26 protein-coding genes are annotated in these 24,191 nt (G+C 62.5%); 13 read left to right on the top strand and 13 right to left on the bottom strand.

All coding sequences use genetic code 11. The annotated features are described in order from the left end of the window. Positions 1 to 2: 2 nt before the first annotated feature. The 4 genes from ACJRPG_RS16810 (at position 3) to ACJRPG_RS16795 (ending at position 3,937) form a co-directional block, all read left to right on the top strand. Positions 3 to 767: a cell division protein FtsQ/DivIB gene (locus ACJRPG_RS16810; RefSeq protein WP_408001243.1), complete on the top strand. Its 765-nt coding sequence runs from the start codon at positions 3 to 5 to the stop codon at positions 765 to 767. Between the two features lie 13 nt (positions 768 to 780). Next, a complete protein-coding gene (gene ftsA, locus ACJRPG_RS16805; RefSeq protein ID WP_231768077.1) occupies positions 781 to 2,013 on the top strand; it encodes a cell division protein FtsA in 1,233 nt (410 codons plus the stop codon). A gap of 116 nt (positions 2,014 to 2,129) precedes the next feature. Then, positions 2,130 to 3,332 (top strand): cell division protein FtsZ, encoded by a 1,203-nt coding sequence (ftsZ, locus tag ACJRPG_RS16800; RefSeq protein WP_408001242.1) that lies wholly within the window; start codon positions 2,130 to 2,132, stop codon positions 3,330 to 3,332. Positions 3,333 to 3,433: 101 nt separating this feature from the next. Then, on the top strand, positions 3,434 to 3,937 hold the full coding sequence (locus ACJRPG_RS16795; RefSeq protein ID WP_408001241.1) for a peroxiredoxin: 504 nt from the start codon (positions 3,434 to 3,436) through the stop codon (positions 3,935 to 3,937). A gap of 297 nt (positions 3,938 to 4,234) precedes the next feature. Here ACJRPG_RS16795 and ACJRPG_RS16790 read toward each other — a convergent pair whose 3' ends face one another. Next, entirely contained in the window at positions 4,235 to 5,935 is a 1,701-nt protein-coding gene (locus tag ACJRPG_RS16790; RefSeq protein ID WP_408001240.1) for a tannase/feruloyl esterase family alpha/beta hydrolase, read from the bottom strand. Between the two features lie 142 nt (positions 5,936 to 6,077). Next, a complete protein-coding gene (locus ACJRPG_RS16785; RefSeq protein WP_408001239.1) occupies positions 6,078 to 6,566 on the bottom strand; it encodes an SET domain-containing protein in 489 nt (162 codons plus the stop codon). Between the two features lie 167 nt (positions 6,567 to 6,733). Here ACJRPG_RS16785 and ACJRPG_RS16780 point away from each other — a divergent pair, with 167 nt between their 5' ends. Then, entirely contained in the window at positions 6,734 to 7,576 is an 843-nt protein-coding gene (locus ACJRPG_RS16780) for a DMT family transporter (protein WP_408001350.1), read from the top strand. Positions 7,577 to 7,599: 23 nt separating this feature from the next. After that, on the top strand, positions 7,600 to 8,535 hold the full coding sequence (gene lpxC / locus ACJRPG_RS16775; RefSeq protein ID WP_408001238.1) for a UDP-3-O-acyl-N-acetylglucosamine deacetylase: 936 nt from the start codon (positions 7,600 to 7,602) through the stop codon (positions 8,533 to 8,535). Here the strand turns inward: lpxC and ACJRPG_RS16770 are convergent. Beyond that, positions 8,532 to 8,999, bottom strand: coding sequence for a DciA family protein (locus ACJRPG_RS16770; protein ID WP_408001237.1), 468 nt, complete (start codon positions 8,997 to 8,999; stop codon positions 8,532 to 8,534). The genes lpxC and ACJRPG_RS16770 overlap by 4 nt on opposite strands. Before the next feature lie 215 nt (positions 9,000 to 9,214). Between ACJRPG_RS16770 and secA the strand changes: the two genes are divergently transcribed. Next, complete coding sequence (gene secA / locus ACJRPG_RS16765) at positions 9,215 to 11,977, top strand: preprotein translocase subunit SecA (RefSeq protein ID WP_408001236.1); 2,763 nt, start codon at positions 9,215 to 9,217, stop codon at positions 11,975 to 11,977. Between the two features lie 72 nt (positions 11,978 to 12,049). Here secA and ACJRPG_RS16760 read toward each other — a convergent pair whose 3' ends face one another. Together ACJRPG_RS16760 and ACJRPG_RS16755 are read right to left on the bottom strand one after the other, a co-directional pair. Beyond that, positions 12,050 to 12,346, bottom strand: coding sequence for a helix-turn-helix domain-containing protein (locus ACJRPG_RS16760; RefSeq protein WP_408001235.1), 297 nt, complete (start codon positions 12,344 to 12,346; stop codon positions 12,050 to 12,052). A 29-nt stretch (positions 12,347 to 12,375) separates the two neighbouring features. Next, positions 12,376 to 14,007, bottom strand: a complete 1,632-nt coding sequence (locus tag ACJRPG_RS16755) for a methyl-accepting chemotaxis protein (RefSeq protein WP_408001234.1) — start codon at positions 14,005 to 14,007, stop codon at positions 12,376 to 12,378. 124 nt (positions 14,008 to 14,131) lie between these two features. On the opposite strand from ACJRPG_RS16755, the gene ACJRPG_RS16750 reads away from it, so the two are divergent. The 3 genes from ACJRPG_RS16750 to ACJRPG_RS16740 all read left to right on the top strand — a co-directional run bounded on the left by ACJRPG_RS16750 (position 14,132) and on the right by ACJRPG_RS16740 (position 15,562). Then, positions 14,132 to 14,740, top strand: coding sequence for a response regulator (locus tag ACJRPG_RS16750; protein ID WP_408001233.1), 609 nt, complete (start codon positions 14,132 to 14,134; stop codon positions 14,738 to 14,740). A 62-nt stretch (positions 14,741 to 14,802) separates the two neighbouring features. After that, positions 14,803 to 15,174, top strand: coding sequence for an Hpt domain-containing protein (locus ACJRPG_RS16745; protein ID WP_408001232.1), 372 nt, complete (start codon positions 14,803 to 14,805; stop codon positions 15,172 to 15,174). A 7-nt stretch (positions 15,175 to 15,181) separates the two neighbouring features. Then, positions 15,182 to 15,562 carry a response regulator gene (locus tag ACJRPG_RS16740; RefSeq protein WP_408001231.1) on the top strand — a complete coding sequence of 127 codons (381 nt, stop codon included), beginning with the start codon at positions 15,182 to 15,184 and terminating at the stop codon, positions 15,560 to 15,562. Here ACJRPG_RS16740 and ACJRPG_RS16735 read toward each other — a convergent pair whose 3' ends face one another. Next, entirely contained in the window at positions 15,563 to 15,958 is a 396-nt protein-coding gene (locus ACJRPG_RS16735) for a type 2 periplasmic-binding domain-containing protein (protein ID WP_408001230.1), read from the bottom strand. A gap of 13 nt (positions 15,959 to 15,971) precedes the next feature. Beyond that, on the bottom strand, positions 15,972 to 17,186 hold the full coding sequence (locus ACJRPG_RS16730) for a porin (RefSeq protein ID WP_408001229.1): 1,215 nt from the start codon (positions 17,184 to 17,186) through the stop codon (positions 15,972 to 15,974). A gap of 206 nt (positions 17,187 to 17,392) precedes the next feature. Between ACJRPG_RS16730 and argJ the strand changes: the two genes are divergently transcribed. Genes argJ through ACJRPG_RS16715 form a run of 3 tightly spaced genes read left to right on the top strand, consistent with a single transcriptional unit; the run spans position 17,393 to position 19,892 of the window. Beyond that, the gene (argJ, locus tag ACJRPG_RS16725; RefSeq protein ID WP_408001228.1) at positions 17,393 to 18,631 is read left to right on the top strand and encodes a bifunctional glutamate N-acetyltransferase/amino-acid acetyltransferase ArgJ; all 1,239 of its coding nucleotides are present in this window, start codon (positions 17,393 to 17,395) and stop codon (positions 18,629 to 18,631) included. After that, on the top strand, positions 18,631 to 19,494 hold the full coding sequence (locus ACJRPG_RS16720; protein WP_408001227.1) for an ATP-binding protein: 864 nt from the start codon (positions 18,631 to 18,633) through the stop codon (positions 19,492 to 19,494). Before argJ ends, ACJRPG_RS16720 begins: the two co-directional genes overlap by 1 nt. Continuing rightward, a complete protein-coding gene (locus tag ACJRPG_RS16715) occupies positions 19,491 to 19,892 on the top strand; it encodes an NUDIX domain-containing protein (RefSeq protein WP_408001226.1) in 402 nt (133 codons plus the stop codon). The genes ACJRPG_RS16720 and ACJRPG_RS16715 overlap by 4 nt, the downstream gene beginning before the upstream one ends. Before the next feature lie 60 nt (positions 19,893 to 19,952). Here ACJRPG_RS16715 and ACJRPG_RS16710 read toward each other — a convergent pair whose 3' ends face one another. The 6 genes from ACJRPG_RS16710 to ACJRPG_RS16685 form a co-directional block, all read right to left on the bottom strand. Then, positions 19,953 to 20,372 (bottom strand): nuclear transport factor 2 family protein, encoded by a 420-nt coding sequence (locus ACJRPG_RS16710; RefSeq protein WP_408001225.1) that lies wholly within the window; start codon positions 20,370 to 20,372, stop codon positions 19,953 to 19,955. Beyond that, positions 20,372 to 20,557 carry a DNA gyrase inhibitor YacG gene (gene yacG / locus ACJRPG_RS16705; RefSeq protein WP_408001224.1) on the bottom strand — a complete coding sequence of 62 codons (186 nt, stop codon included), beginning with the start codon at positions 20,555 to 20,557 and terminating at the stop codon, positions 20,372 to 20,374. The genes ACJRPG_RS16710 and yacG overlap by 1 nt, the downstream gene beginning before the upstream one ends. Before the next feature lie 2 nt (positions 20,558 to 20,559). Next, positions 20,560 to 21,315: a cell division protein ZapD gene (zapD, locus tag ACJRPG_RS16700; RefSeq protein ID WP_408001223.1), complete on the bottom strand. Its 756-nt coding sequence runs from the start codon at positions 21,313 to 21,315 to the stop codon at positions 20,560 to 20,562. Positions 21,316 to 21,379: 64 nt separating this feature from the next. Then, positions 21,380 to 22,012, bottom strand: a complete 633-nt coding sequence (gene coaE, locus ACJRPG_RS16695; protein ID WP_408001222.1) for a dephospho-CoA kinase — start codon at positions 22,010 to 22,012, stop codon at positions 21,380 to 21,382. 4 nt (positions 22,013 to 22,016) lie between these two features. Next, positions 22,017 to 22,886 (bottom strand): prepilin peptidase, encoded by an 870-nt coding sequence (locus ACJRPG_RS16690; RefSeq protein WP_408001221.1) that lies wholly within the window; start codon positions 22,884 to 22,886, stop codon positions 22,017 to 22,019. 85 nt (positions 22,887 to 22,971) lie between these two features. Then, entirely contained in the window at positions 22,972 to 24,186 is a 1,215-nt protein-coding gene (locus tag ACJRPG_RS16685) for a type II secretion system F family protein (RefSeq protein ID WP_408001220.1), read from the bottom strand. Positions 24,187 to 24,191: the final 5 nt, after the last annotated feature.

The following is a 24,191-nucleotide window of genomic DNA, read 5'->3' as shown; positions in this document are numbered from 1 at the left end:
CCATGTGGCAGGACGTCAAAGCCCTCAACGCAGCAGCCAGCGGCATCACCGCGCTGGCGCTCGTGGCTTGCGTCGCCGGTGGTGTGTGGTGGGTGGCGCAGCGTCCGGTGTTCAACCTGCGCACCATCACCGTGGAAGGGGTGGACAAGGAAGAACTGAAGCACGTCAACCTGCTCACCTTGCGCAACGGTACGCAGGGCCGGATACGCGGCAATTTCTTCACCGCGAACCTGGACAGCGTGCGGCAGGTATTCGAGTCGGTGCCGTGGGTAAGGCGGGCGACGGTGCGGCGCGAATGGCCGGACCAGCTGATCGTGGAAGTGGAAGAGCACGAAGCCCTGGGCACCTGGGGTGAGGATGGCAGGCTGCTGTCGGTGAAGGGCGATGTGTTCACCGCCAACCTGGCAGAAGCCGAAGAGGATCACGAGCTGCCCGCCTTCTCCGGACCGGAGGGCAGCGAGAAGGAAGTGCTGGCGCGCTACGGCGAACTGCAGAAATGGTTTGCGCCGATCAAGCTGGCGCCGGAGGAGTTGTCGCTGTCCAGCCGGTATGCGTGGACGGTAAGGCTGGACAACGGCATGAGCGTGGCGCTGGGCAGGGAGCAGACGCCGAGCATGCTGAAGGAGAGGGTGGACCGGCTGGTGGGGATCTGGCCCCAGCTGGTGAGCCGGGTGCCGAATATCGAGACGGTCGATATGCGGTACCAGAATGGATTGGCGCTGAGCGCACAGGGATTGAAGATACCGGCTGAAAAGCCGCATAAATAAAGCAGGCAAACAGATGACTAAAGACGCTAAAAACCTGATCGTCGGACTCGACATCGGCACCTCCAAAGTGGTGGCCGTGGTGGCCGAAGTGATGGGCGATGGACGCCACGAAGTGATTGGCCTGGGCCAGCACGAGTCTAAAGGCCTGAAAAAGGGCGTAGTGGTGAACATCGAAGCGACGGTCGAATCGATCCAGCGCGCGCTGGAAGAAGCCGAGCTGATGGCCGACTGCAAGATCCGCAATGTGTACGCGGGCATTGCGGGCAGCCATATCCGCAGCTTCAATTCCAGCGGCATGGTGGCCATCAAGGACAAGGAAGTGACGGCGACCGATGTAGCGCGCGTCATTGAAACGGCGAAGGCGGTTAACATCCCGACCGACCAGCAATTGCTGCATACCGTGCCGCAGGAATTCATCGTCGACAGCCAGGAAGATGTGCGCGAGCCGATCGGCATGAGCGGCATCCGCCTGGAAGTCAAAGTACATATCGTCACCGGCGCCGTGAGCGCGGTGCAGAACATCGTCAAATGCGTGCGCCGCTGCGGCCTGGAGGTCTCGGACCTGATCCTGCAGCCGATGGCCTCGGCCGATGCCGTGCTCACGCCGGACGAAAAGGAATTGGGTGTGGTGCTGATCGATATCGGCGGCGGCACCACCGACGTTGCTGTGTTCTCGGACGGCGCGATCCGCCATACGGCTGTGATCCCGATTGCCGGTGACCAGATCACCAACGATATTGCAATGGCGCTGCGCACGCCGACCTCGGAAGCGGAAGAAATCAAGATCCGCTACGGCGTGGCCAAGCAGGTGCTGGCGGATCCGGGCGAACACCTGGAAGTGCCGGGCCTGGGCGACCGCGGCCCGCGCAACCTTTCGCGCCAGGCGCTGGCTGCCGTCATCGAGCCGCGCGTGGAGGAGCTGTTCGCCATGGTGCACCAGGTGGTGCGCGAATCCGGCTACGAGGGCGTGCTCTCGTCCGGCATCGTGCTCACCGGCGGCACCGCCATCATGCCCGGCATGGTGGAAATGGCGGAGGACATTTTCCTGAAACCGGCGCGCCTCGGCACGCCGGACTACCGCGGCCAGCTGGCTGACGTGGTGCGCAGCCCGCGCTACGCCACCGTGCTCGGGCTGCTGCTGGAAGCGAAGAAGCAGTACCTGCGCGGGCATATCGTGACGCGCCAGGACGGGTCCGTGAAGGCGGTGTGGCAGCGCATGAAGGAATGGTTCCTCGGGAACTTCTGATTTTTTTGGGTTTGGCTTTTTAAATTTTTACTTTATTAAAACCGCAGTTTTCAATCTCCAGTTCTTCTACCGATATGAGGACTGGCGCTTGAAAACCGCATTCTTAGGAGCACATCATGGAGTTTGATATGGTCGATAACGCATCGCTGGGTACGGTCATCAAGGTGGTCGGCGTCGGTGGCGCAGGCGGCAACGCAGTGCAGCACATGATCAACAAGGGGATGAGCGGTGTTGAATTCATCGCCGCCAATACCGACGCGCAGGCGCTGTCGACTTCCAAAGCCAATAACATCATCCAGATCGGCGAGACCGGCCTGGGTGCGGGCATGAAGCCTGACGTTGGCCGCCAGCTGGCCGAAGAGTCCCGCGCGCGCATCGAAGACGCGCTGCGCGGCGCGCACATGGTGTTCATCGCTGCCGGCATGGGCGGCGGCACCGGCACCGGCGCTGCGCCGATCGTGGCCGAAGTGGCGAAGGCCCAGGGCGCGCTGACCGTGGCCGTGGTGTCCAAGCCTTTCTCGCACGAAGGCCAGAAGTGCATGGACATCGCCGATGAAGGCCTGGAAAAGCTGGCCGCGAACGTCGACTCCCTGATCGTGATCCTGAACGAAAAGCTGGAAGAGATCTACGAAGACGAATCGCTGATCGAATGGCTGCAGCACGCGGACGATGTGCTGAACAACGCCGTTGCCGGTATCGCCGAGATCATCAACGTGCCAGGCCACATCAACGTCGACTTCAACGACGTGAAGACCATCATGGGCGAGCAGGGCAAGGCCATGATGGGCACCGCGACCGCTTCCGGCGTGGACCGCGCACGTATCGCTGCCGAGCAGGCCGTGGCATCGCCGCTGCTGGATGGTATCGACCTGTCCGGCGCGCGCGGCGTGCTGGTCAACGTGACCGCATCACGTGGCCTGAAAGGTAAGGAGATCAAGGAAGTCATGGCTGCCGTGCGCGCCTTCGCTGCACCGGATGCATCGATTGCACAGGGTATCGCCTACGACGACTCCATGGGCGACGAAATCCGCGTCACCGTGGTGGCAACGGGCCTGGGCAAGGGCAAGAAGCACGTGCAGCTGGTGCCTCAGCCAATGCTGCGTACCGGCACCCACAATGCTCCTGTGATGCCATCGGCAGCACTGGGCGGCGCGGCAGCTGGCGGCACCGTGACCATGGGCAGCGCCCAGGGCTTCGAAGGCATGAAGGCGCCAGCCGTATGGCGCCGCGAATCGGCTTCCGAGCAGGTGCGCGCCATGGAAAAGAACGGCATGGAAACCTACGACATTCCGGCTTTCCTGCGCAAGCAGGCTGACTGATAGCAGTCCGGGAGCTTAATCGCCGGACGTGGCACAATACGTCCGGCAAGCCGCGCGCTGCGCGGCTTTTTCATTTCCGAATAACAGAACAGGAGTCATCCATGACCATTAAAGTAGGCGACAAGCTGCCGGAAGGCACGCTGGCAGAATTCATCGAAGTCGAGACCGAAGGCTGCTCCCTCGGCCCGAACGTATTCAATGTGCAGGACCTGGTCAAGGGCAAGAAGATCGCGATCTTCGGCCTGCCGGGCGCTTTCACCCCAACCTGCTCGGCACAGCACGTGCCGGGCTACGTCAAGAACGCCGACGCGCTGAAAGCCAAGGGCGTGGACGAAATCTGGTGCATCTCCGTGAACGACGCCTTCGTGATGGGCGCCTGGGGCCGCGACCAGAAATCCACCGGCATCGTGCGCATGATGGGCGACGGTAACGCCACCTTCACCAAGGCCCTGGGCCTGGACGCCGACTTCAGCAAGCACAATATGGGCACCCGCTCCCAGCGTTATTCGATGCTGGTGGAAGACGGCGTGGTCAAGCAGCTGAACATTGAACAGCCGGGCAAGTTCGAAGTCTCGAACGCCGAAACCCTGCTCGGCCAGCTGTAATTCACGCAGCCCGACGCAAAACGGCGCCCCTGAGGCGCCGTTTTTTTTGCTGTGATCTCCCGCAGGAGGACTGGGTAGGCTAACTGTTTTTTTTCGGTTTTACTAAAACGTGCTAATCCCCGCTACTTCGCTATAGCTGCCACTATTCCGCGATATCTCAAGCTAAATTGTAGTAAGGATTAGCGCACTATAGCGGGTTGTAGCAGTGATTGGCGGCGTTTAGAAAAACGCCTTTTTCAAGAGAGGTACCCCATGTATCTTTCCCAGGAGGGCTACGAGGTATCCGCCTGGCCTGGCTCAGCTTGTGGCGCACTGATAGCTGGAGGCCTTGTTCACGTCTCCGTGGCCCTTGTAGCGCGGGAAGGCCGGATAGCGGCAGAGTGGCCGCGAGCGGCCGGCGGTTGCCGCGTTGACGTCCACGCCTTTCAGCGTCTCGGGATCGTCGCCCTTGCTGACCCAGTCGTCGAGGATATCGACCGCGTTCCACGAGGGGACGAAGGTGCCGACCGAGTGGCCCAGGCCGGGCACCGTGTAGAAGCGCATGAACTTGTTGACGTTGTGCTGCCCCATCTTTGCGATCTGCGCCTGGTAGTAGGCAATGGTCGCGTTCGGGCTGATCACTTCATCGGCCAGGCCATGCAGCACGATCAGCTTGCCGCCGTGGCCGCGGAAGGCGTCCAGGTCCGGATTGGTGGCGCCGACGATGCCCGACATGTCCACCAGCCGCTGCTGCCACATGCCGGGATTGGCGATATCGAAGCCGATCGAGCTGTAAGTGCTGTTCTTCGTGATGAAATACTTGATGTAGCCGTCACCCTGTGAGAACAGGTAGCCGTTGGTGAGCGCACCGGGAGGCGAGCCGAGGTCGGGCGAGGAGCCGAGTCCCGGCGCCGGCGCGAAGTTCGCGCCCTGCAGGATGTTGTAGCCGTGGTGGCGGTTCACGCCGTGCGCCAGCTGGTAAGGCAGTACGAGGTCGCTTGCGATGACGTTCACAGTATTCAGCTGGGCATCCGACAGGCAGCTGTTGCCGGTATCGGCGCCGCCGGGGCAGCGCAGCGCTGCGGTGATGGCCGCCGACTTCGTGCGGCATGCGGCCACATTGCCCACGATGGAATCCTGCAGCCCGTCGTCGGCATCGCAGTGGGCGAGCACGGTGCTGTGCACGAGCGCCTGCTTGGTCTGGTTCAGGTAGCCGCCCGGAACGCCATAAGCCGCCTGGCCGACTTTCACGCCATGCAGGCGCACGCCCGCAAAGTTAATGGCCGGTGCGCTGACGACCGCGCCGTCATAGTCATGCGGATAGCGCTGGATCGCGGTCATGCCTTCGCGCCCGCCGGTGGAGCCGCCTGCGAAGTAGGAGCGCTTTGGCGCTTCCGCGTAGTGCAGCTTGATCAGGGCGAACGCCGCGTCGTGCGTTTTCTTCAGGTGTTCGTAGCCGAAGTTGGCGATGGCCGCTTCGTTCAGCGCGAATTCCGCACTGCCGACGCCGCCCACGTGGCCGGTATCCGAGCCGTAGGTGGCGAAGCGCTGCTGCAGCGGCGCAAAGCCCGGCGCGAAGGGCACGGCGCCGGTGGCATCAACCACCACGCCGCCATAGCCCGCGCCGCCCATCTGCACGGCCTTGCCGTTCCAGTCCGTCGGCAGGTTGAGCTGGAAGCGGATATCCGGCGTGCCTGCGGGCGCCGATACCGAAGGAATGATCTTGCCCAGCAGCTGGCAGTACTGCACGCCCTCGGCAGGCGTTACCAGCGTGGCCGAAGTCACGCTGGCGCCGCCCGTCGGCAGGCCGAGCGAAGACGCGGGAACACTCTGGCCGTTCATGTCGGCGCAGGCCACCGGTTTGGGTTTCTTCTTGGCTTCGGGGGCGCCGCCCTGGACGGCGCTGCCTTGCGCGAGGCTTTGCTGGGGGGCTGGTGTGGAATTGTCGCCGCCGGAGCAGGCAGCAAGCAGCGCGGCGGTCAGCGCGGCGCTGGAAAGACGAAGTGAGGCACGATACATGGGCAGTCTCCTGTTCACATCAATCGGGGAGTGATGGGAACGCGGCCTGCTGCCCGGTGGCGGCGACCATACACTCGCAGGCGCATCTTATTACAGCGCCGCGCGGGTGGGAATGGTCGCCTGGTCCCGGTCGAACCGGGGATTATTTAGACTTCTTCTTCTGCTTCTTCTTAGGCGCGAGCATCACGCCGGTGCAGGAAGGTGCGCCGCACAGGCAGCGGAAGGCTTCCTTCACTTTCTTCGTGTGCCTGGCCTCGTAGATCAGGCCGTAGTTGTAGTTCAGCTCTTCGCCTTTGTCGATGGGACGCAGGGCGTGGATGAAGACCCGGTCGTCCTCTTCGACGGCTTCGCAGTTCGGCTCGCAGGAGTGGTTGATGAAGCGCGCATCATTGCCCTGGGCGCCGCCGTCGATCAGCAGGCCGTTGTTGAGCGTGAAGAAGAAGGTATGGTTGATCGGGCCGCCCTTGGCTTCCGTGCGGCGGCAGGTTTCGTCCCAATCCACACGTTCTCCGGTGTACTCGATGATGCGTTTGCCCGCCGGGATCTTGCGCGCGGCGAAAACGCCGTTGCCGTGTACCGGCGAGTTGCGGACTTCGTAAAGGGGCTTGGTTTCTTTGTTGGGCGTGCTCATGGCGATATCATACAACGCCGGCGGCAGCGCACGATTCGCCATATGGCTTGTGGCGGGCTTGCGGCTCAAGCACGGACGCCGGGCATTGCGTACAATGGTTGACCCAAGAAAAAATAAAGTCGAGTCGCGCCGTGAACGCCAAGGAAAACCTGCACAGTATTTATGCGATGGTGGCAGCCGTCGCCATGTTCGCCTGCATGGACACCACGATGAAGCTGCTGGCCGAGCATTACCCGGCCATGCAGGTGACGGTGCTGCGCTGCGTGACCTCGATGCCCATCGTGTGCGCCTTCATGGCCTACCGTGGCAGCTTCCGCGGCATTTTCCGCGTGCGCTGGCCGCTGCACCTGCTGCGCGGCGTGATCGGCATCGGCATGCTGTCCATGTTCGCCTATGCGCTCAAGTCGCTGCCGCTGGCCGAAACCTATTCCATCTTCTTCATCGCCCCGGCCCTGATCACCGCGCTGTCGGTCTTCATCCTGAAGGAGCGCGTGGACGCCACGCAGTGGGGCGCCATCGTGGTGGGCCTGGTGGGCGTGCTGGTGGTGCTGCGGCCGGAGGGCACGAACTTCATTTCTGTCGCGGGCCTGGCGGTGCTGGCATCGGCGGCCTGCTATGCGGTGTCGGCGATTGCCAGCCGCATCCTGGCGCGTACCGATGCGCCGGAACACATCATGTTCTGGGTGCTGGCCCTGATGGGCATCGGCGCGCTGCCGCTGGCCTGGCCGAACTGGGTGCCGATCCAGGCCGCACACTGGCCTATCCTGGTGGCGCTGGCCGTCACCGGCTTCCTTGGCCAGCTGGCGCTGACCAAGGCCTTCAGCATCGGCAAGGCTTCGATTGTGGCCCCCTTCGAGTACACGGCGCTGGCCTGGGGCGTGGCGATCGACTGGGCGCTGTGGGATACGCTGCCGGATTCCTATACCCTGCTGGGTGCGGCCATCATTATCGGCAGCGGCATCTACCTGGTGCGGCGCGAGGCCGTGCATGCCGAGGCGGAGCATCCCTGAGCGGAAGCCGATATAATCGGCGCATGCTCAAACAACGCACTATTAAAGAAATGGTCCGCACCACCGGTGTGGGGCTGCATTCCGGCACCAAGGTCGTGCTGACCTTGCGTCCTGCCGCGCCGGATACCGGCATCGTGTTCAGCCGCGTCGACCTGGATCCGCCTGTTGTGTTTCCGGCAAGCGCCATGGCCGTGGGCGATACGCGCATGGCCTCGGTGCTGATCAAGGACAATGCCCGCGTCTCTACCGTCGAACACCTGATGTCCGCCTGCGCGGGCCTCGGCATCGACAATCTCTTCATCGACGTCACCGCCGAAGAAATCCCCATCATGGACGGTTCGGCATCGTCCTTCGTCTACCTGCTGCAGCAGGCCGGCGTGGAAGAACAGGAGGCGCCGAAGAAATTCATCAAGGTGCTGAAGCCGGTGGAAGTGCGCGAAGGGCAGGGCGCCGGCGAAAAGTGGGCCCGACTGGTGCCGCACGACGGCTTCAAGCTGGACTTCTTCATCGAATTCAATCACCCCGCCGTGGACGGTACCGCGCAGCGCGCGAACGTCGATTTCGGCGATGTGTCCTATGTGCAGGCGGTGGCGCGCGCGCGCACCTTCGGCTTCATGCAGGACGTGGAAATGCTGCGCGGGATCGGCCTGGCACGCGGCGGCTCGCTGGAAAACGCCATCGTGATGGACGAATACCGCATCCTCAACTCGGACGGCCTGCGCTACGACGATGAATTCGTGCGCCACAAGATCCTGGACGCCATCGGCGACCTCTATCTGGTCGGCCATCCGCTGGTGTGCAGCTACGAGGCGCACAAGTCCGGCCACGCGCTGAACAACCAGCTGCTGCGCGAGCTGCTCAAACACCCGGACGCTTACGAGATCGTGACTTACGATTCAGTGGAAAAGGCCCCGCCTTCCTACGCGAAGCAGATGGAGCAGGAGTGGTCGTTTAATTAGCGGCGCCGGGCCACCATGGCCCGCAGCGCGGCGATCAGCTTTTCATTCTGCGCGGTAGGTTCCAGCGTCTCGCTCAGCTGGGCGAAGGAATCCACGGCCGTCGGCGGCAGCGACAGCTCGCGCTTCTCCACCGGCGCCACCGAGGCGCTGCGCATCATCTGCACTTTCAGCCGGATGTTGCTAATTTGCCAGCCCTTCTGCTGCAGCTTCTCCTGCAGCTTGGGCAGCTGCTGCTTGAGCTTGGCCGCCAGGGCCGCATTCGGTGTGGACAGCACCAGCACCTCCCCCTCGAACGAAATGATTTCGCAGAAAGCGAAAGCGGTCGGCAGCACGGCGGCGCAGTCGCGCTGCAGGCTGGCCATTCGTTGCACTGCTGGCAACAAAGCGGCGAGCCGGTCATTGCGGCGCAGGAAATCCGTTGCCTCGATGGCCTTGCCGAACTGGTTGGGGGAGTTAAAGCGCATAGGACACAGCTTAGCACCCCGCAGGCTGAGAGCGCCAGCGCACATAGTATTTGCAGTTCCGGGTGTTAATATTTCCCCCCGCGCTATTGTGATACAGCCGTCCACCCTTATCTTGCCCAGAACGCATGATAAAATCACGGTCTTTTGCCATTGGCGGGCCGGCGGCAGCAAAGCGAGCTCTTTTTTACAAACGGCGTTAATTCAAGAATTCAAGCATGTCCTTACTGACCCAGATTTTCGGCAGCCGCAACCAGCGTCTGCTCAAGCAATATCAAAAAACGGTAAAAGCGATCAACGCGCTCGAGCCTGAATTCGAAAAGCTGTCGGATGCAGAGCTGCAGGCGAAAACGCCTGAGTTCAAGGAGCGCATCGCCAAGGGCGAAACGCTGGATGACCTGCTGCCCGAAGCTTTCGCCGTCTGCCGCGAAGCGTCCAAGCGCGTGTTCAAGATGCGCCACTTCGACGTGCAACTGATCGGCGGCATGGTATTGCATTACGGCAAGATTGCCGAAATGGGCACCGGCGAGGGTAAAACGCTGACCGCCACGCTGCCGGCCTACCTGAACGCACTGTCCGGCAAGGGCGTGCACATCGTGACCGTCAATGACTACCTGGCCCAGCGCGACGCCGAAACCATGGGCAAGCTGTACCGCTGGCTCGGCCTGTCCACCGGCATCAACCTGTCGCAGATGGAGCACAGCGCCAAGCAGGAAGCCTACGGTTCGGACATCACCTACGGCACCAACAATGAATTCGGCTTCGACTACCTGCGCGACAATATGGTGTTCGAAGCGCGCGACCGCGTGCAGCGCGGCCTGAACTTCGGCATCGTCGATGAAGTGGACTCGATCCTGATCGACGAAGCGCGCACGCCGCTGATCATTTCCGGCCAGGCCGAGAACCATACGGACCTGTACCACAAGATGAACGAAGTGCCGCCGCAGCTGATCCTGCAGGTGGGCGAAGAAACGCCGGACGGCAAGGGCAAGATCGAAGTGCCGGGCGACTACACCAAGGACGAGAAATCGCACCAGGTGCTGCTGACCGAAGCGGGCCACGAGAAGGCCGAAGCCATCCTTACCAAGATGGGCCTGCTGCCGGAAGGCGCTTCCCTGTACGACTCCGCCAACATCACGCTGGTGCACCACCTGTACGCGGCGCTGCGCGCCTTCGCGCTGTACCACAAGGACCAGCAATACGTGGTGCAGAACGGCGAAGTGGTCATCGTTGACGAATTCACCGGCCGCCTGATGACGGGCCGCCGCTGGTCCGACGGCCTGCACCAGGCCGTGGAAGCGAAAGAGGGCGTGAAGATCCAGAACGAGAACCAGACCCTGGCCTCGATCACCTTCCAGAACTACTTCCGCATGTACGGCAAGCTGGCCGGCATGACCGGTACCGCCGACACCGAAGCATACGAATTCCAGGAAATCTACGGCCTCGAAACCGTGGTGATTCCACCGAACCGCCCGTCGCAGCGCAAGGACCGCCAGGACCAGGTCTACAAATCGGCCCAGGAAAAATACGGCGCCATGCTGAACGACATCCGCGACTGCTACGAGCGCGGCCAGCCGGTGCTGGTGGGTACCACCTCGATCGAAAACTCGGAACTGTTGGCCGGCATCCTGACCAAGGCCAAGCTGCCGCACAACGTGCTGAATGCAAAGCAGCACGCGCGTGAAGCGGAAATCATTGCGCAGGCAGGCTCCCCGAAAGCCATCACCATCGCTACCAATATGGCGGGCCGCGGTACCGACATCGTCCTCGGCGGTAACGTCGAGAAGCAGATCCAGTTCATCGAAGCGAATCCGGACCTGGGCGACGCCGAGAAAGCGGCCCAGGCCCAGAGCCTGCGCGACGGCTGGCAGGCGCTGCACAATGAAGTGGTGGCGGCCGGCGGCCTGCACATCATCGGCACCGAGCGCCATGAATCCCGCCGCGTGGACAACCAGCTGCGCGGCCGTTCCGGCCGCCAGGGCGACCCGGGTTCCTCGCGCTTCTACCTGTCGCTGGACGATCCATTGCTGCGCATCTTCGCGGGCGACCGCGTGCGCGCCATCATGGAACGCCTGAAGATGCCGGAAGGCGAACCGATTGAAGCGGGCATCGTTACCCGTTCCATCGAATCCGCGCAGCGCAAGGTCGAGGCCCGCAACTTCGATATCCGTAAGCAGCTGCTGGAATACGATGACGTGGCCAACGACCAGCGCAAGGTGATCTACCAGCAGCGCAACGAGCTGCTGGAAGCGACCGACGTCTCCGACATGATCCAGAACCTGCGCCACGGCGTGTTCACCGACCTGGTGCGCGAGCACGTGCCGGAAGAATCGGTGGAAGAGCAGTGGACCGTGGACAAGCTGCAGGCGCAGCTGGCTGCCGAATGGCATATCGACCTGCCGCTGGTGGAGATGCTGGAGAAGGAAAGCAACGTCACCGACGAAGACCTGCTGGAACGCGTGCTGGCTGCCGCCGATGCGCAATACCAGGCCAAGATCGACGTCGTGGGCAAGGAAGCCTTTGGCGGCTTCGAACGCAACGTGATGCTGCAAAGCGTGGACAGCCACTGGCGCGAGCACCTGGCGGCGCTGGATCACCTGCGCCAGGGCATCCACCTGCGCGGCTATGCGCAGAAGAATCCGAAGCAGGAATACAAGCGCGAAGCCTTTGAGCTGTTCGGCCAGATGCTGGACATGATCAAGAACGACGTGATCAAGATGGTGATGACGGTGCGCATCCAGTCGCGCGAAGAGGTGGAGGCAGCGGAAGCAGCGCTGGCCGCTTCGCACGTGGAGAACGTGCACTACCAGCACGCCGACTTCAACCCGAACGCCGCGCCGGAAGAACTGCTGGCGCCAGTCGCCATGCCGGCCGGCCAGGAAAACGCCACCGTGCAGATGGGCGTCAAAGTGGGCCGCAACGACCCATGCCCATGCGGCAGCGGCAAGAAGTTCAAGGCCTGCCACGGCCGCCTTGCCTGATCGGCTAAAAAAAATGCCGCGGGCGCTATCTGCGCTCGCGGCAAAAACCTACCCTCACAAAACGGTTGCTGCTTAAGACGAGTACGTAACCACCGGCACTGGCCGGATCCGCGGATAGAACTGTTCGGCGCGCATCAGCGTGCGCATTTCCGCAATCGGCATATCGAAGACTTCATGAATCCGCAACATCATGTCGGCGCTGATGCGCTGCTTGCCGTGGCGGATTTTGCTCATCAGGCAAGGCTGCACGTCCAGGATGCGGCACAGGGCAGCATCATTCTTCAGGCCGTAGCGCTGCAGCAGCGCATCCAGCAAGCCATTGGCGTCGCAATCGAAGGAGTTGCGGCTATCGTGGTTATGCATCTTCATCGTTTACCTCGTTCAGTCAATTAATTCGGTTAAGCCGCGGCGGGCAGCGGCATGTGGTGGACGGCGGGACGCTGCAACCGGCCGGCCACGCGGCTTGCCGGTGCGGCAGGCCCTTGCGCGGCCTGGCTGCCCAGCCTGAAGATCGCCACCGCCTGCACCAGTTGTGCCGCCTGCTCCTGCATGGATGCCGAAGCGGCAGCCGCTTCCTCCACCAGCGCCGCGTTCTGCTGAGTGACGGAGTCCATGTCGCTCACGGCCTGGTTGATCTGTTCGATGCCTGCGCGCTGCTCCTGGCTGGCGGCCATGATCTCGCTCATGATGTCGGTCACGCGCTGCACGCTGTCGACCACATTGTTCATCGTTACGCCGGCCTGTCCAACGAGGCGGCTGCCTTCGCCGACCTTGCCCACGGTGTCGTCGATCAGGTGCTTGATCTCCTTCGCCGCCGTGGCGGAGCGCTGTGCCAGGTTGCGCACCTCGCTCGCCACCACGGCGAAGCCGCGGCCCTGTTCGCCGGCGCGCGCCGCTTCCACGGCAGCGTTCAGCGCCAGGATGTTGGTCTGGAAGGCGATGCCGTCGATCACACTGATGATGTCCACAATCTTGCGCGAGGCATCGTTGATCGCATCCATGGTCTGCACCACTTCCGCCACCACGACGCCGCCGTCGCGCGCCACTTCGGAGGCCTGCACGGCCAGCTGGTTGGCCTGCTGCGCGTTCTCATTGTTCTGTGCCACAGTGCTGGTCAGCTCTTCCATCGACGATGCCGTTTCCTCCAGCGCGCTGGCCTGCTGCTCGGTACGGGACGACAGGTCCATATTGCCGCTCGCGATTTCACCGGCCACGGTTGACATGGTGTCGGCGCCCTGGCGGATCTGGCGGATCGCATCGGACAGGCGGGCATTCATGGTCTGCAAGGCGCGAAGCAGCTGGCCTGTTTCGTCATTGCCGCGAACTTCAATGGTGCAGCTCAGGTCCCCGTTTGCCACCTGGTCCGCGAACTTCACGGCGCTCTGCAGGGGGCGGGATACGCTGCGGGTGGCGAAATACGCCAGCACGCTCGCCAGCGCCGCCGCCACGGCGGCCATTGCCATCAGCTCGTAACGGGTTTCCAGCGCCTGCACTTCCGCGGCATCGCCCGCTTCCTTCATCTCCAGCGACTGGCGTTCCACGAATTTGTCGAGTGTGGCCATGTATGCCAGCTGAATCGGACGCAGGGTGCCGAGCAGGTGCAGTCTCGCCTGATCCTTATTACCGGCCTTCAGCAGGTCAAGGAAACGGCCACGCTCCGCGACAAACGATTCGCGCGCGGCCAGCACTTCCCTGAACAGGCGGCCGGACTCCCCATCGGTGTTGTCGGCGGCCAGGCGGTCGAGCGCCGCGCTGATTTTCCGGCTGCTGTCCGCAATCTTGTCGATTTCTTCTAGCGCTTCCTTTGCATCATCCATCAGCAGGGCATTGCGCATACTGCGCGCAATGCGGTTCAGTTCATCCTTCGCGATATGCGCCTGCACCGTTTGCTGGTAGCTGTCGTCTTTCAGGAAGCGGATAGTCTCAACCATGCCCGCAGTGCGCATTGCGCCGAGCGCAGTCATGGCAACGATGACCGCGCCGAAGCTCAGGGCGAGGCGTTGTCCAATCCTCAGGTTCTGCAGTCTCATAACGCTTCCTTTGTTGATGGTTGGCTACTTGGATGGCTCCATTGTAATTCAAAATTGTTGAATTCGGTAAATTCGGTAGATTTGTTTTTTCTATCGAAATCATAAAAAATGGTATAGTTAAGTAATGAAGACGAGCAACTCACCCTCCGACGAGGTTTGCACGACCCAGAAAGCAGCCGAGATGCTGGGCATTTCCGTCACGTCCGTGCAGCAGCTGGTGGAAGCGGGCGTGATCGAGGCCTGGAAGACCAAGGGCGGGCACCGGCGCATTCCGCTGGCGGCCATCCACGCCTATAAGGCAGCCAGCGGCGCTCCGGCCCAGGGCGCGGCGCCGGCCGGCAAGCCGGGCGAGGCCTCGGTGCTGATCATCGAGGACAATCCCATGCAGCGCGCCCTGTACGAGCGCAACCTGCAGCAATGGGATCTCCCGCTCAATGTGCGCCTGTGCGACAACGGCTACCAGGCCCTGATCGAGATCGCGCGCCAGCGCCCCGATATCCTGCTGGCCGATATCGTGATGGAGGGAATGGATGGCTATGAGGTCATCAAAACCATCCTCGGCTACCCAGAGCTGGCCGATATGCACATCGCCATCCTGTCGAGCATGGCGCCGAAAGACCTGGAACTGCGGGGCGGCATCCCGTCCGGCGTTGTATTTTTCCCGAAACCGGTGAACCCGGATGAACTCCGCGGCTACCTCAAGGCCTGCATCGCCCAAAAATCACGTAGTTAAATATAACAATTCTCCCGAATCTGTTATATTTATAGCCGTGAAGGCTTTTGACGGAGATTGCCATGCCGCCCTACCGCTTTATCGACCCACTGGTCCTGCTGACGGCTGTAAGCGGCGATCCGGGCGCATTCCGGCAGTTATCCGATGTGTTCCTCAGCATCGGCCCGGATGCCTACGAGCGCCTGCGCGCGGCCCTCGGGCGGCGCGACCTGGGCGAAATCGCCCATGCCAGCCATGCGCTGAAGGGCAGCACCATGCTGGTCGGCGCGGGCCAATTGACGGCCCTGCTGCAGCAGATTGAAAGCGCGGCGCGCGGTGCGGCGCTGGAAGCATTCGACCAGCACCTGGTGGAGCTGAGCCGCCAGTTCGAAGGCGTGATGGCCGAAGTCAGCGCCAGCAGGGCCGATCCCCTCGCTGCGGAATACGAGGCCTGAGACGATCATGCCGTTCCAGGTACTCCTTGCTGAAGACACCGAGATGAACCGCATGCTGGTGCGCATCCTGCTCACTCGCATGGGTTTCGAAGTGGATGAAGCGGATAACGGCCAGCAGGCCGTGGAAGCACTGGCGCGCAAGCGCTACGACCTGGTGCTGATGGACTGCATGATGCCCGTGATGGACGGTTATGAAGCGACCCGCATCCTGCGTGCCCGCGAAGCGGAAGCAGGGCAGGAACGGGTGCCGGTGATTGCGCTGACGGCGAGCGCCATTGCGGGAGACCGCGAGCGCTGCCGCCAGGCGGGGATGGACGACTACCTGTCCAAGCCCTTCCAGGTAGACGACTTCAAGGCCATCGTGCAGCGCTACCTGAAGACAGGCTGATTACGGAAGGGTAAGGATGACCTTGACGGTATCGTCCACCGCCGACTTGTCGATATAGCCGATGGCCTTCGGGTCGGCCGCAACGGCCTTCTTCACATCGGCGTTCGACTTCATCTCCTTCGGCGCCGTGGCCTTGCCGGTAAACACCAGCTTGGACCAGATCGCCTTAACCTGCGCCGCATCCTTGTCCGCGATCTTCTGGTAGAAGTCATTGCGGATATGCGAGCCTTCCGCCTGGTCGATCGGCGTGAACATGGCCGATTTACCGAGGAAGAACTGGGCCGCCTGTTCGCTGAACATGCGGGTGGCGGGATTGGCCGGGTTGACGATCACCACGGTCTCGGCAAATGCCGGCGCGGCAGCGGCCAGCAGCAGGGCTGCAAGAATCTTCTTCATTGTCAGTCCCCCCTTAGAACACGAAGTCCACTGCGGCGGCAACCACAGTCACGTCGTTTTTCATGCCGGCAGCAGGGCCGAACACCAGCTGGCCGCCCTTGACCTTGGGCTTCACGCGGTCCACCTGCACTTTCAGGGCCATGGACTTGGCGAAGTCCCAGCGCACGCCGATCAGGTCGGACGATTGCTCCGGCGAGACCAGCAGGTTCGCCACCGTGGCGCCCAGCACGCCGGTGCGCGCCAGCGATGCCGGCAGCGTGACCGAGCTGCCCTTGCCTTCATAGGCAGCGTGCGCGTAGTAAGGCAGCACCTTGCCGAAGCGGTAGCCGGCCATTGCGTACCAGGCGTTGGTATCGGGGATGTACACGGCTTCCTTGGCGCGGCGCTGTGCGTATTCCGTCTGCAGCACGATGTTCTTCCAGTCCATCGACAGGCCCAGCGAGGTGAAGGCAATTTTCTTGCCGCCCTTGAGCGTGATGTCCTGCGCCACCTGTGCGAAGCCGACGGCGGTCAGCGTATTGGCCAGGGTGTTGATCGGGCCGACGTTGCTGCTGTCGATATCGCCGCGGGCGTGGCCCAGGCGGGCGGTGAAGGGGCCGTGTTCAGCCGACACATTGAAGCCGTAGGCCGGCGACTGGTGCTTTGCCACGGAGCCGCCACCGGTGGGGATGAACAGCTTGCCGCGGCTCACGCCGCCGAAAACCTGCACCGTCACATTGGTGTCGCCGAAGGCGCGCTGCCAGTTGATGTCGGCGCCGTCCACGTTTTCCAGCGGGGCCTGGCCATACATCTCGATAGGCGGACGCATCATCGTGTTGGCATAGCCCACGTTCTGGTAGTCCGAGATCAGGAAGATCGGCATCGCCATGCGGCCTGCGCGCACCGACAGTTCATCGTTCACCTGGTATTTCAGGAAGGCCCAGGTCAGGTCCGTGGTGAAGGAGGGGCTGGTGTTCTTGCGGGTGAGCACCTGCACGGTGCCGGACAGCTGCTCGCTGAACTTGTAGCTCGCCTGCAGGCCGAGGTTGGTGTCCAGGCCCAGGCGCGGCGAATCGCCCACGCCGGTGGCCTGGTTGTAGCGGGCGAACTTGGCTTCGTCGGTATTGCTCTTGGCCACACCCAGCGTGCCGAAGCCGCTGATGGTCAGGTTGTCGCCGCCGAGCGTGTTGGCCTGGGCGTTCAAGCCCAGAGCGGCCAGCACGGCTGCGCTCAGGAAGTGCTTCTTCATATTGTGGGATCCAATGTATTGTTATGCCGCCGTAGCGGTGCGCGCGTATTGGGTGGAAGGAAGTAAGCTTGCGCGCAGCGGATATGTTAAGGATTTTCCATGCGGCATGAAATGGAGGGCCGGCAACTAGTGCTAGAGCACTAATTTTTGTGTCGTATTTAAGTAGGTACAATAGCGTTTTTTCCATACTTGCACGAGAAACCACAATGGCCGTTAATTCTCCTATCCCTGTCGCCGCCGACCTGAAACCTGTTGCCGGTATTGAAATCGGCTATGCCGAAGCAGGCATCAAAAAGCCTGGCCGCAAGGACGTGCTGGTGATGAAGCTCGCCGAGGGCGCAACCGTTTCCGGCGTGTTCACGCTGAACCGCTTCTGCGCGGCGCCGGTGCAGATTTCGAAGGACAACCTGGCCAGGGCCAAATCCGGCGGCAAGCCGATCCGCGCGCTGATGGTCAACACCGGCAATGCCAACGCGGGCACTGGCGAAGCCGGCCTGGCGAATGCGCACGCCACCTGCGCAGCGCTGGCGCAGGAGCTGGGCCTCGACCCGCAGCAGATCCTGCCTTTCTCCACCGGCGTGATCCTGGAGCCGCTGCCGGTTGAAAAGATCAAGGCCGGCCTGCCCGCAGCGGTGAAGAACCTGAAGGCCGATAACTGGTTCAACGCCGCCGAAGGCATCATGACTACGGACACGCAGCCGAAAGCCGGCTCGCGCACCGTGGACATCGCGGGCCACAAGGTCACGCTGACCGGTATCAGCAAGGGCGCAGGCATGATCAAGCCGAATATGGCCACCATGCTGGGCTACCTTGCCTTCGACGCGAAAGTGGCGCAGCCGGTGCTGGACGTACTGGTGAAAGAGGCTGCCGACAAATCCTTCAACTGCATCACCATCGACGGCGACACCTCGACCAACGACTCCTTCATGCTGATCGCCACCGGCGCGGGCACGCTGGAAGTGAACTCCGTGGACTCGCCGGAATACAAGGCGCTGGCCGCCGCTGTGACCGAACTCTCGGTCTTCCTTGCGCAGGCCATCGTGCGCGACGGCGAAGGCGCCACCAAGTTCATCACCATCAGCGTGGAAGACGGCGCGAGTGTGGAAGAGTGCCGCAAGATCGCCTACTCCATCGGCCACTCGCCGCTGGTGAAGACCGCCTTCTTCGCATCCGACCCGAACCTGGGCCGCATCCTGGCCGCCATCGGCTATGCGGGCGTGGACGACCTGGACGTCAGCAAGATCAATATGTGGCTGGACGATGTATGGGTCGCGAAAGACGGCGGACGCAATCCGGACTACAAGGAAGAAGACGGCCAGCGCGTGATGAAGCAAAGCGAAATCACGGTGCGCGTGAAGCTGGCGCGCGGCGCGGCGGCGTCCACGGTATACACCTGCGACCTGTCGCACGACTACGTCTCCATCAACGCCGACTACCGTTCCTGATGCCTGCGCTCGAAGAGTTCCTCGCGCGCGCCGAAGCAGTGCTGGCGCGCGTTGAAGCGCTGCTGCCTGCCGCGCCGCCTGCGCCGGACTGGCAGGGCGCCTACGCCTTCCGCTGGCGCAAGCGGCAGGGCGGGCAGGGCTGGCTGCAGGCCGTCACGCACGCCTCGCGCATCCAGCTCGATGACCTGCACAATATCGCCGTGCAGAAGGAGCAGATCGAACAGAACACGCGCCAGTTCGTGGCCGGCAAACCGGCCAACAACGTGCTGCTGACGGGCGCGCGCGGCACCGGCAAGTCCTCGCTGATCAAGGCCTGCCTGAACCAGTTCGCAGGACAGGGCCTGCGCCTGATCGAAGTGGACAAGGCCGACCTGGCCGATCTTGGCGACATCATCGACCTGGTAGCCGGGCGGCCGGAGAAATTCGTGGTGTTCTGCGACGATCTCTCCTTCGAGGAAGGCGAGAGCGGCTACAAGGCGCTCAAGGTGGCGCTGGACGGATCGGTGACAGCACCGTCGGACAATGTGCTGATCTACGCCACCTCGAACCGGCGCCACCTGCTGCCCGAGCGCATGTCGGACAACGCCAGCTACAAGACGGACGACAACGGTGACCTGCATCCGGGCGAAACGGTGGAAGAAAAGATCTCGCTATCCGAGCGTTTCGGCCTGTGGCTGTCCTTCTATCCCTTCCGGCAGGACGACTACCTCGACATCGTGGCGCACTGGCTGCGCAGCTTCGGCTGCACGGCGCAGCAGATTGAAGAAGCGCGCGGCGACGCCTTGCGCTGGGCCTTGCAGCGCGGCTCACGTTCCGGCCGGGTGGCCTGGCAATTCGCGCGCGACTACGCAGGAAAACTATGACGGAAAAAAAAGCGCCGGTCGATGTAGCGGTCGGCATCCTGATGAAGCCGAACGGCGACGTGCTGCTGGGGCAGCGTCCCGAAGGCAAGCCTTACGCGGGTTACTGGGAATTCCCCGGCGGTAAAGTCGATCCCGGCGAAACCATCCTCGAAGCGCTGAAGCGCGAGTTCATGGAAGAGCTGGGCATGGAAGTGCTAAGCGCCGAGGAGTGGTGCGGTGTGGAGCACGTCTACGAGCACGCCCACGTGCGCCTGCACTTCTTCATCAGCCGCGACTTCCGCGGCGAGCCGCAAAGCCTGGAGGGCCAGGCCTTCGCCTGGCAAGGCGCGGTAGAAGTAGAGCCCCTGCTCCCCGCCACCATCCCCCTGCTCGAATGGATCGACCGCAATATTTCCTGAAAAATGGGGACAGACCCGGATTATTTTAATCCGGGTCTGTCCCCATTTTTTGGGCAACTTTTAGGGGAAGCGGGAGGAGTGGGAGGTGGTCATGAGCCACTGGCCGTCGCGGTGGATCCAGACGCGGGTGAAGCGGAATTTGCCGCTGAAGGGCTTGCCGTCGCCGATGCCGGACTGCACGCTGGCACCCGTAATCACCGCCATATCGCCATAGCGGCGCACTTTCACGTCTTCATTCGTGATTGAGGTGTTGATCCGGCTGCCCGTGCCCAGTTTGGCCAGGTAGCCGGTCTTGTATTCCACCTTGCCGTCCGAATGCGTCAGCATCCAGTCATCCGCCAGCAGCGGCGCCAGCGCTTTGGCGTCGCCCTTCAGGCGGTATTCGTTCCAGCGCGCGTCCAGCTGCAACAGCTCATCGGAGGACGGCGCGGCGAGCGCCAGCACAGGCGCCAGCAGCAGCGCGAACAGGACGTTCTTCATCAGTTGGAAGCGTTGGGATCGTCGAGCGGGTCGGTGGGGGCCGCGCCGGGGATGGTGTACTTCTCTTCGGCCCAGGCGCCAAGATCGATCTGCTTGCAGCGTTCGGAGCAGAAGGGGCGGTACTTGTTCTTTTCTGTCCACTCCACTTTTTTGGAGCAGGTCGGGCAATCGACTACGGTTGGCATGTTCAGAAATTGCAGAGGGTCAGTTCGAAAGGCACGTCTTCTTCCAGCGGCTTGGGCTTCAAGTCCCCGCCCTGGCTGGTGAAACGCACCCACAGCATGTATTTGTTGGCCGAGATTTCGGGGATGGCGCCCAGCGATTCATCCACCGTCAGGCGCAGCATCTGGTATACCTTCCCCTGCAGCATCTGCTGGTAGCTGCCGGCCGAGGCGATCATCTTCTTCGGCGTGCCGGAATCGCGCAGCAGGCGCAGCACCAGGCGCAGCGCTTCGAACAGCGGCGACAGCGGCGTGAACCAGTTGATGATGTCGGTGAAGCGCTGGTCGGCCGGGCGCTGCTGCCAGGCGTGGTAGGACGGCAGGTCGAATTCGCAGGCGCCGCCCGGGATGATGGTGCGGCCGCGGATGCTCATCAGCCATTCATTGTCGCGCACGTTCTGGCCGGTTTTGCCCTGCGAGGCGACCAGGGCGCTGGAGACGATGTCCAGCTCATCGAGCACCTTGTCCAGCATTTCGGATTGCACGGCGGGGTTGGAGCGGTAGCCCATCAGCGTCTGGCGCTGGCGTTCCAGTTCCTGCAGCAGATCGGATTTGAGGTCGGCACGCCCGGCGACTTCCAGCATGTCGAAGATCGTGGAGAGGGCTACGTGGTGCTGCATCGGGTGTTCCTGATGCACAAAGAACTTGAATTTCTCGTACAGGTCTTCCAACCGCAACAACGTGCGTATGCGCTCGTTGAAAGGATATTCGTAGACGATCAAAGTGACATCCCTCGTGTGATGGGCCTGTGAGAATTCCCGTGATTCTGAACCATGCTAGGCAAAATTACAAACGTTGCTTGTCTATTGTCTGCCGTCCCCCGGAAAATGCCAGATAAAAATGGTGTAAACGGTCGATTTGGGGCAGCAGGGCAGCAATTTCGCCGCTGTTGTCCACGATATCGTCGGCCGCTGCCAGCCTTGCCTGCCGTGATGCCTGGGCCGACATGATGGCGCGGACTTGTTCTTCTGATAAGCCATTGCGGGCCATCACGCGCTGCAACTGCAGCGTTTCCGGACAGTCCACCACCAGCACGCGGTGCACGCGCGACTTCCAGCTGCCCGATTCCACCAGCAGGGGAATATCGAAAATGACATAGGGGCCGGTGGCCAGTTGTGCTTCGGCAAACACGGCCTCGCGGATCATGGGGTGCAGGATGGCCTCCAGCCGCCGCTTGGCGCCGGGATCGCTGAACACGAGGGCGCGCATCTTCGCGCGGTCCAGCGCGCCGTCCCGGTCTTCGAAGTCGGCGCCGAATTCTGCCAGCACGGCGGGCATGGCCGCGCCATGGGGTGCGGTCAGGGCGCGGGCGATCTGGTCGGTATCCACAATGCTGGCCCCGCGCTCCGCGAACATCTTTGCCACCAGGCTCTTGCCGCTGCCTATGCCTCCCGTCAGGCCGACCGTGAAGCGTTCCATGGCTTTAACCGAGCAGGTGGCGGGTAAATTCGGAGATCGGGCCGCCGTAGAGCAGGGCGATCAGGCCCGCCGCCGCCAGATAGGGGCCGAAGGGGATGGGATTGTTGCGGCCGCGCCTGGCGAATACGATGAGGCTGATGCCCACCACGGCGCCCACCAGCGAGGACAGCAGGATAATCGTCGGCAGCATCACCCAGCCCAGCCAGGCGCCCAGCGCCGCCAGCAGCTTGAAGTCGCCGTAGCCCATGCCCTCCTTGCCGGTCAGCAGCTTGAACAGCCAGTAGATGGACCACAGCACCAGGTAGCCCGCCGCCGCGCCGATCACGGCGTCCTGCAGTGGCACGAAAGTGCCGTTCAGGTTAACCAGCAGCCCGGCCCACAGCAGGGGATAGGTGAGGTCGTCCGGCAGCAGCTGGGTGTCGGCGTCGATGAAGGTCATGGCGATCAGCAGGTAGGCGAACAGCAGGGTCGCCATGCCGGTATAACCGCTGCCGAAGGTCCACACCAGCAGGCCGGAAACCAGCGCGGTCAGCGCTTCAATGATGGGATAGCGCGCCGGGATCGGTGTCTTGCAGCTGCTGCACTTGCCGCGCAGGACCAGCCAGCTGATGACGGGAATGTTCTCCAGCGCCGTGATCTGGTGCCCGCACTGGGGGCAGGCCGAGCGCGGCACCATCAGGTTGAAGCGGTCGGTATGCGGCAGCGGCTGGCCGGACTCGGAGGCCACATAGTTGTCCGACTCGCGCTGCATCATCTTCGGCATGCGGTAAATGACGACGTTCAGGAAACTGCCGACCAGCAGGCCGAAGATGGCGGCGATGACGGCGGCGCCGAGGGTGGCTGGGGGCGAAAACAGTAGTAACTCTTGCAGCATCGAGAATCTTTCTAAATTGATGGCGAACGGCGGTCATCCCCGCGCAGCTTGTCATCCCAGCGCAGGCCGCGGGGACGACGGTATGTTAAACGACGGAGCCCAGCTTGAAGATCGGCAGGTACATGGCCACCACCAGGCCGCCGATCAGCACGCCCAGGATCACCATGATCATCGGTTCCATCAGGCTGGACAACGAGGCCACGGCATCGTCCACTTCTTCTTCATAGAAGTCGGCCACCTTGCCCAGCATGGCGTCCAGCGAGCCGGACTCTTCGCCGATGGACACCATCTGCGTCACCATATTCGGGAAGACTTCGGCATTCTGCATCGCGACCGTCAGGCTGGTGCCGGTGCTCACTTCGGTCTGGATCTTGCGCGTTGCCTCCAGATAGATGTAGTTGCCGGACGCTCCGCCCACGGAATCGAGGGATTCCACCAGCGGCACGCCGGCCGCGAACATGGTGGACAGGGTGCGGGTCCAGCGCGCGATGGTGGCCTTGCGGATCACGTCACCGAACACGGGCAGGCGGAGCAGGAAGCGGTCCATGGCCTGCTGCACCTTCAGCGAGCGGCGCCAGGACTGGAAGAAGAAATAAATCGACGCAAACAGGCCGCCGAAAATCAGGTACCAGTATTCGACAAAGAAGGCGGACAGGTTCATCACGAACACGGTCGGCGCCGGCAGGTCCGCGCCGAAGCTGGTGAACACTTCCTTGAAGGCCGGCACCACCCAGATCATGATCACGGCCGTGACCACGAAGGCCACAGCCAAAATCGAGATCGGGTAGGTCAGCGCCGACTTGATCTTGGCCTTCATGGCCAGCGTCTTCTCTTTATAGATGGCGAGGCGGGTCAGCAGGTCTTCCAGGATACCGGCCTGCTCGCCCGCACCCACCAGGTTGCAGAACAGCGGATCGAAGTAGAGCGGGAACTTGCGGAAGGCCTGGTTCAGGCTGGTACCCGTTTCGATATCGGCGCGCAGGTCCATGATCAGCTTGGAGACCGAAGGATTGGCATTGCCCTTGCCCACGATATCGAAAGCCTGCAGCAGCGGCACGCCGGCCTTCATCATGGTGGCCAGCTGGCGCGTGAAGAGGGTGATGTCCTTGTCCGTGACTTTCTTGCCGGAGCGGTACACCTTCTTCTTGACCTTCGTCACCATGATGCCCTGGCGGCGCAGCGTCACGTTCACGACGGCCACGCCCCCCGCGCGCAGTTCGCCGCGCACGGTTTTGCCGGTCTTGTCCTTGCCTTCCCATGCAAAGACCGATTCCTTGACCTGATTGCCCGCGTTTGCCATTGTGT

The organism is Pseudoduganella rhizocola, assembly GCF_045984285.3.
GTDB lineage: Bacteria > Pseudomonadota > Gammaproteobacteria > Burkholderiales > Burkholderiaceae_D > Rugamonas.
This window is presented reverse-complemented; position numbering and strand designations above follow the sequence as displayed.

What these genes read in the sequence shown, in the direction of transcription:
- ACJRPG_RS16810 (WP_408001243.1), top strand. Translation starts at nt 3, where the DNA reads ATGTGGCAGGACGTCAAAGCCCTCAACGCAGCAGCCAGCGGCATCACC.
- ftsA (WP_231768077.1), top strand. Translation starts at nt 781, where the DNA reads ATGACTAAAGACGCTAAAAACCTGATCGTCGGACTCGACATCGGCACC.
- ftsZ (WP_408001242.1), top strand. Translation starts at nt 2,130, where the DNA reads ATGGAGTTTGATATGGTCGATAACGCATCGCTGGGTACGGTCATCAAG.
- ACJRPG_RS16795 (WP_408001241.1), top strand. Translation starts at nt 3,434, where the DNA reads ATGACCATTAAAGTAGGCGACAAGCTGCCGGAAGGCACGCTGGCAGAA.
- ACJRPG_RS16790 (WP_408001240.1), bottom strand. Translation starts at nt 5,935, where the DNA reads ATGTATCGTGCCTCACTTCGTCTTTCCAGCGCCGCGCTGACCGCCGCG.
- ACJRPG_RS16785 (WP_408001239.1), bottom strand. Translation starts at nt 6,566, where the DNA reads ATGAGCACGCCCAACAAAGAAACCAAGCCCCTTTACGAAGTCCGCAAC.
- ACJRPG_RS16780 (WP_408001350.1), top strand. Translation starts at nt 6,734, where the DNA reads ATGGTGGCAGCCGTCGCCATGTTCGCCTGCATGGACACCACGATGAAG.
- lpxC (WP_408001238.1), top strand. Translation starts at nt 7,600, where the DNA reads ATGCTCAAACAACGCACTATTAAAGAAATGGTCCGCACCACCGGTGTG.
- ACJRPG_RS16770 (WP_408001237.1), bottom strand. Translation starts at nt 8,999, where the DNA reads ATGCGCTTTAACTCCCCCAACCAGTTCGGCAAGGCCATCGAGGCAACG.
- secA (WP_408001236.1), top strand. Translation starts at nt 9,215, where the DNA reads ATGTCCTTACTGACCCAGATTTTCGGCAGCCGCAACCAGCGTCTGCTC.
- ACJRPG_RS16760 (WP_408001235.1), bottom strand. Translation starts at nt 12,346, where the DNA reads ATGAAGATGCATAACCACGATAGCCGCAACTCCTTCGATTGCGACGCC.
- ACJRPG_RS16755 (WP_408001234.1), bottom strand. Translation starts at nt 14,007, where the DNA reads ATGAGACTGCAGAACCTGAGGATTGGACAACGCCTCGCCCTGAGCTTC.
- ACJRPG_RS16750 (WP_408001233.1), top strand. Translation starts at nt 14,132, where the DNA reads ATGAAGACGAGCAACTCACCCTCCGACGAGGTTTGCACGACCCAGAAA.
- ACJRPG_RS16745 (WP_408001232.1), top strand. Translation starts at nt 14,803, where the DNA reads ATGCCGCCCTACCGCTTTATCGACCCACTGGTCCTGCTGACGGCTGTA.
- ACJRPG_RS16740 (WP_408001231.1), top strand. Translation starts at nt 15,182, where the DNA reads ATGCCGTTCCAGGTACTCCTTGCTGAAGACACCGAGATGAACCGCATG.
- ACJRPG_RS16735 (WP_408001230.1), bottom strand. Translation starts at nt 15,958, where the DNA reads ATGAAGAAGATTCTTGCAGCCCTGCTGCTGGCCGCTGCCGCGCCGGCA.
- ACJRPG_RS16730 (WP_408001229.1), bottom strand. Translation starts at nt 17,186, where the DNA reads ATGAAGAAGCACTTCCTGAGCGCAGCCGTGCTGGCCGCTCTGGGCTTG.
- argJ (WP_408001228.1), top strand. Translation starts at nt 17,393, where the DNA reads ATGGCCGTTAATTCTCCTATCCCTGTCGCCGCCGACCTGAAACCTGTT.
- ACJRPG_RS16720 (WP_408001227.1), top strand. Translation starts at nt 18,631, where the DNA reads ATGCCTGCGCTCGAAGAGTTCCTCGCGCGCGCCGAAGCAGTGCTGGCG.
- ACJRPG_RS16715 (WP_408001226.1), top strand. Translation starts at nt 19,491, where the DNA reads ATGACGGAAAAAAAAGCGCCGGTCGATGTAGCGGTCGGCATCCTGATG.
- ACJRPG_RS16710 (WP_408001225.1), bottom strand. Translation starts at nt 20,372, where the DNA reads ATGAAGAACGTCCTGTTCGCGCTGCTGCTGGCGCCTGTGCTGGCGCTC.
- yacG (WP_408001224.1), bottom strand. Translation starts at nt 20,557, where the DNA reads ATGCCAACCGTAGTCGATTGCCCGACCTGCTCCAAAAAAGTGGAGTGG.
- coaE (WP_408001222.1), bottom strand. Translation starts at nt 22,012, where the DNA reads ATGGAACGCTTCACGGTCGGCCTGACGGGAGGCATAGGCAGCGGCAAG.
- ACJRPG_RS16690 (WP_408001221.1), bottom strand. Translation starts at nt 22,886, where the DNA reads ATGCTGCAAGAGTTACTACTGTTTTCGCCCCCAGCCACCCTCGGCGCC.
- ACJRPG_RS16685 (WP_408001220.1), bottom strand. Translation starts at nt 24,186, where the DNA reads ATGGCAAACGCGGGCAATCAGGTCAAGGAATCGGTCTTTGCATGGGAA.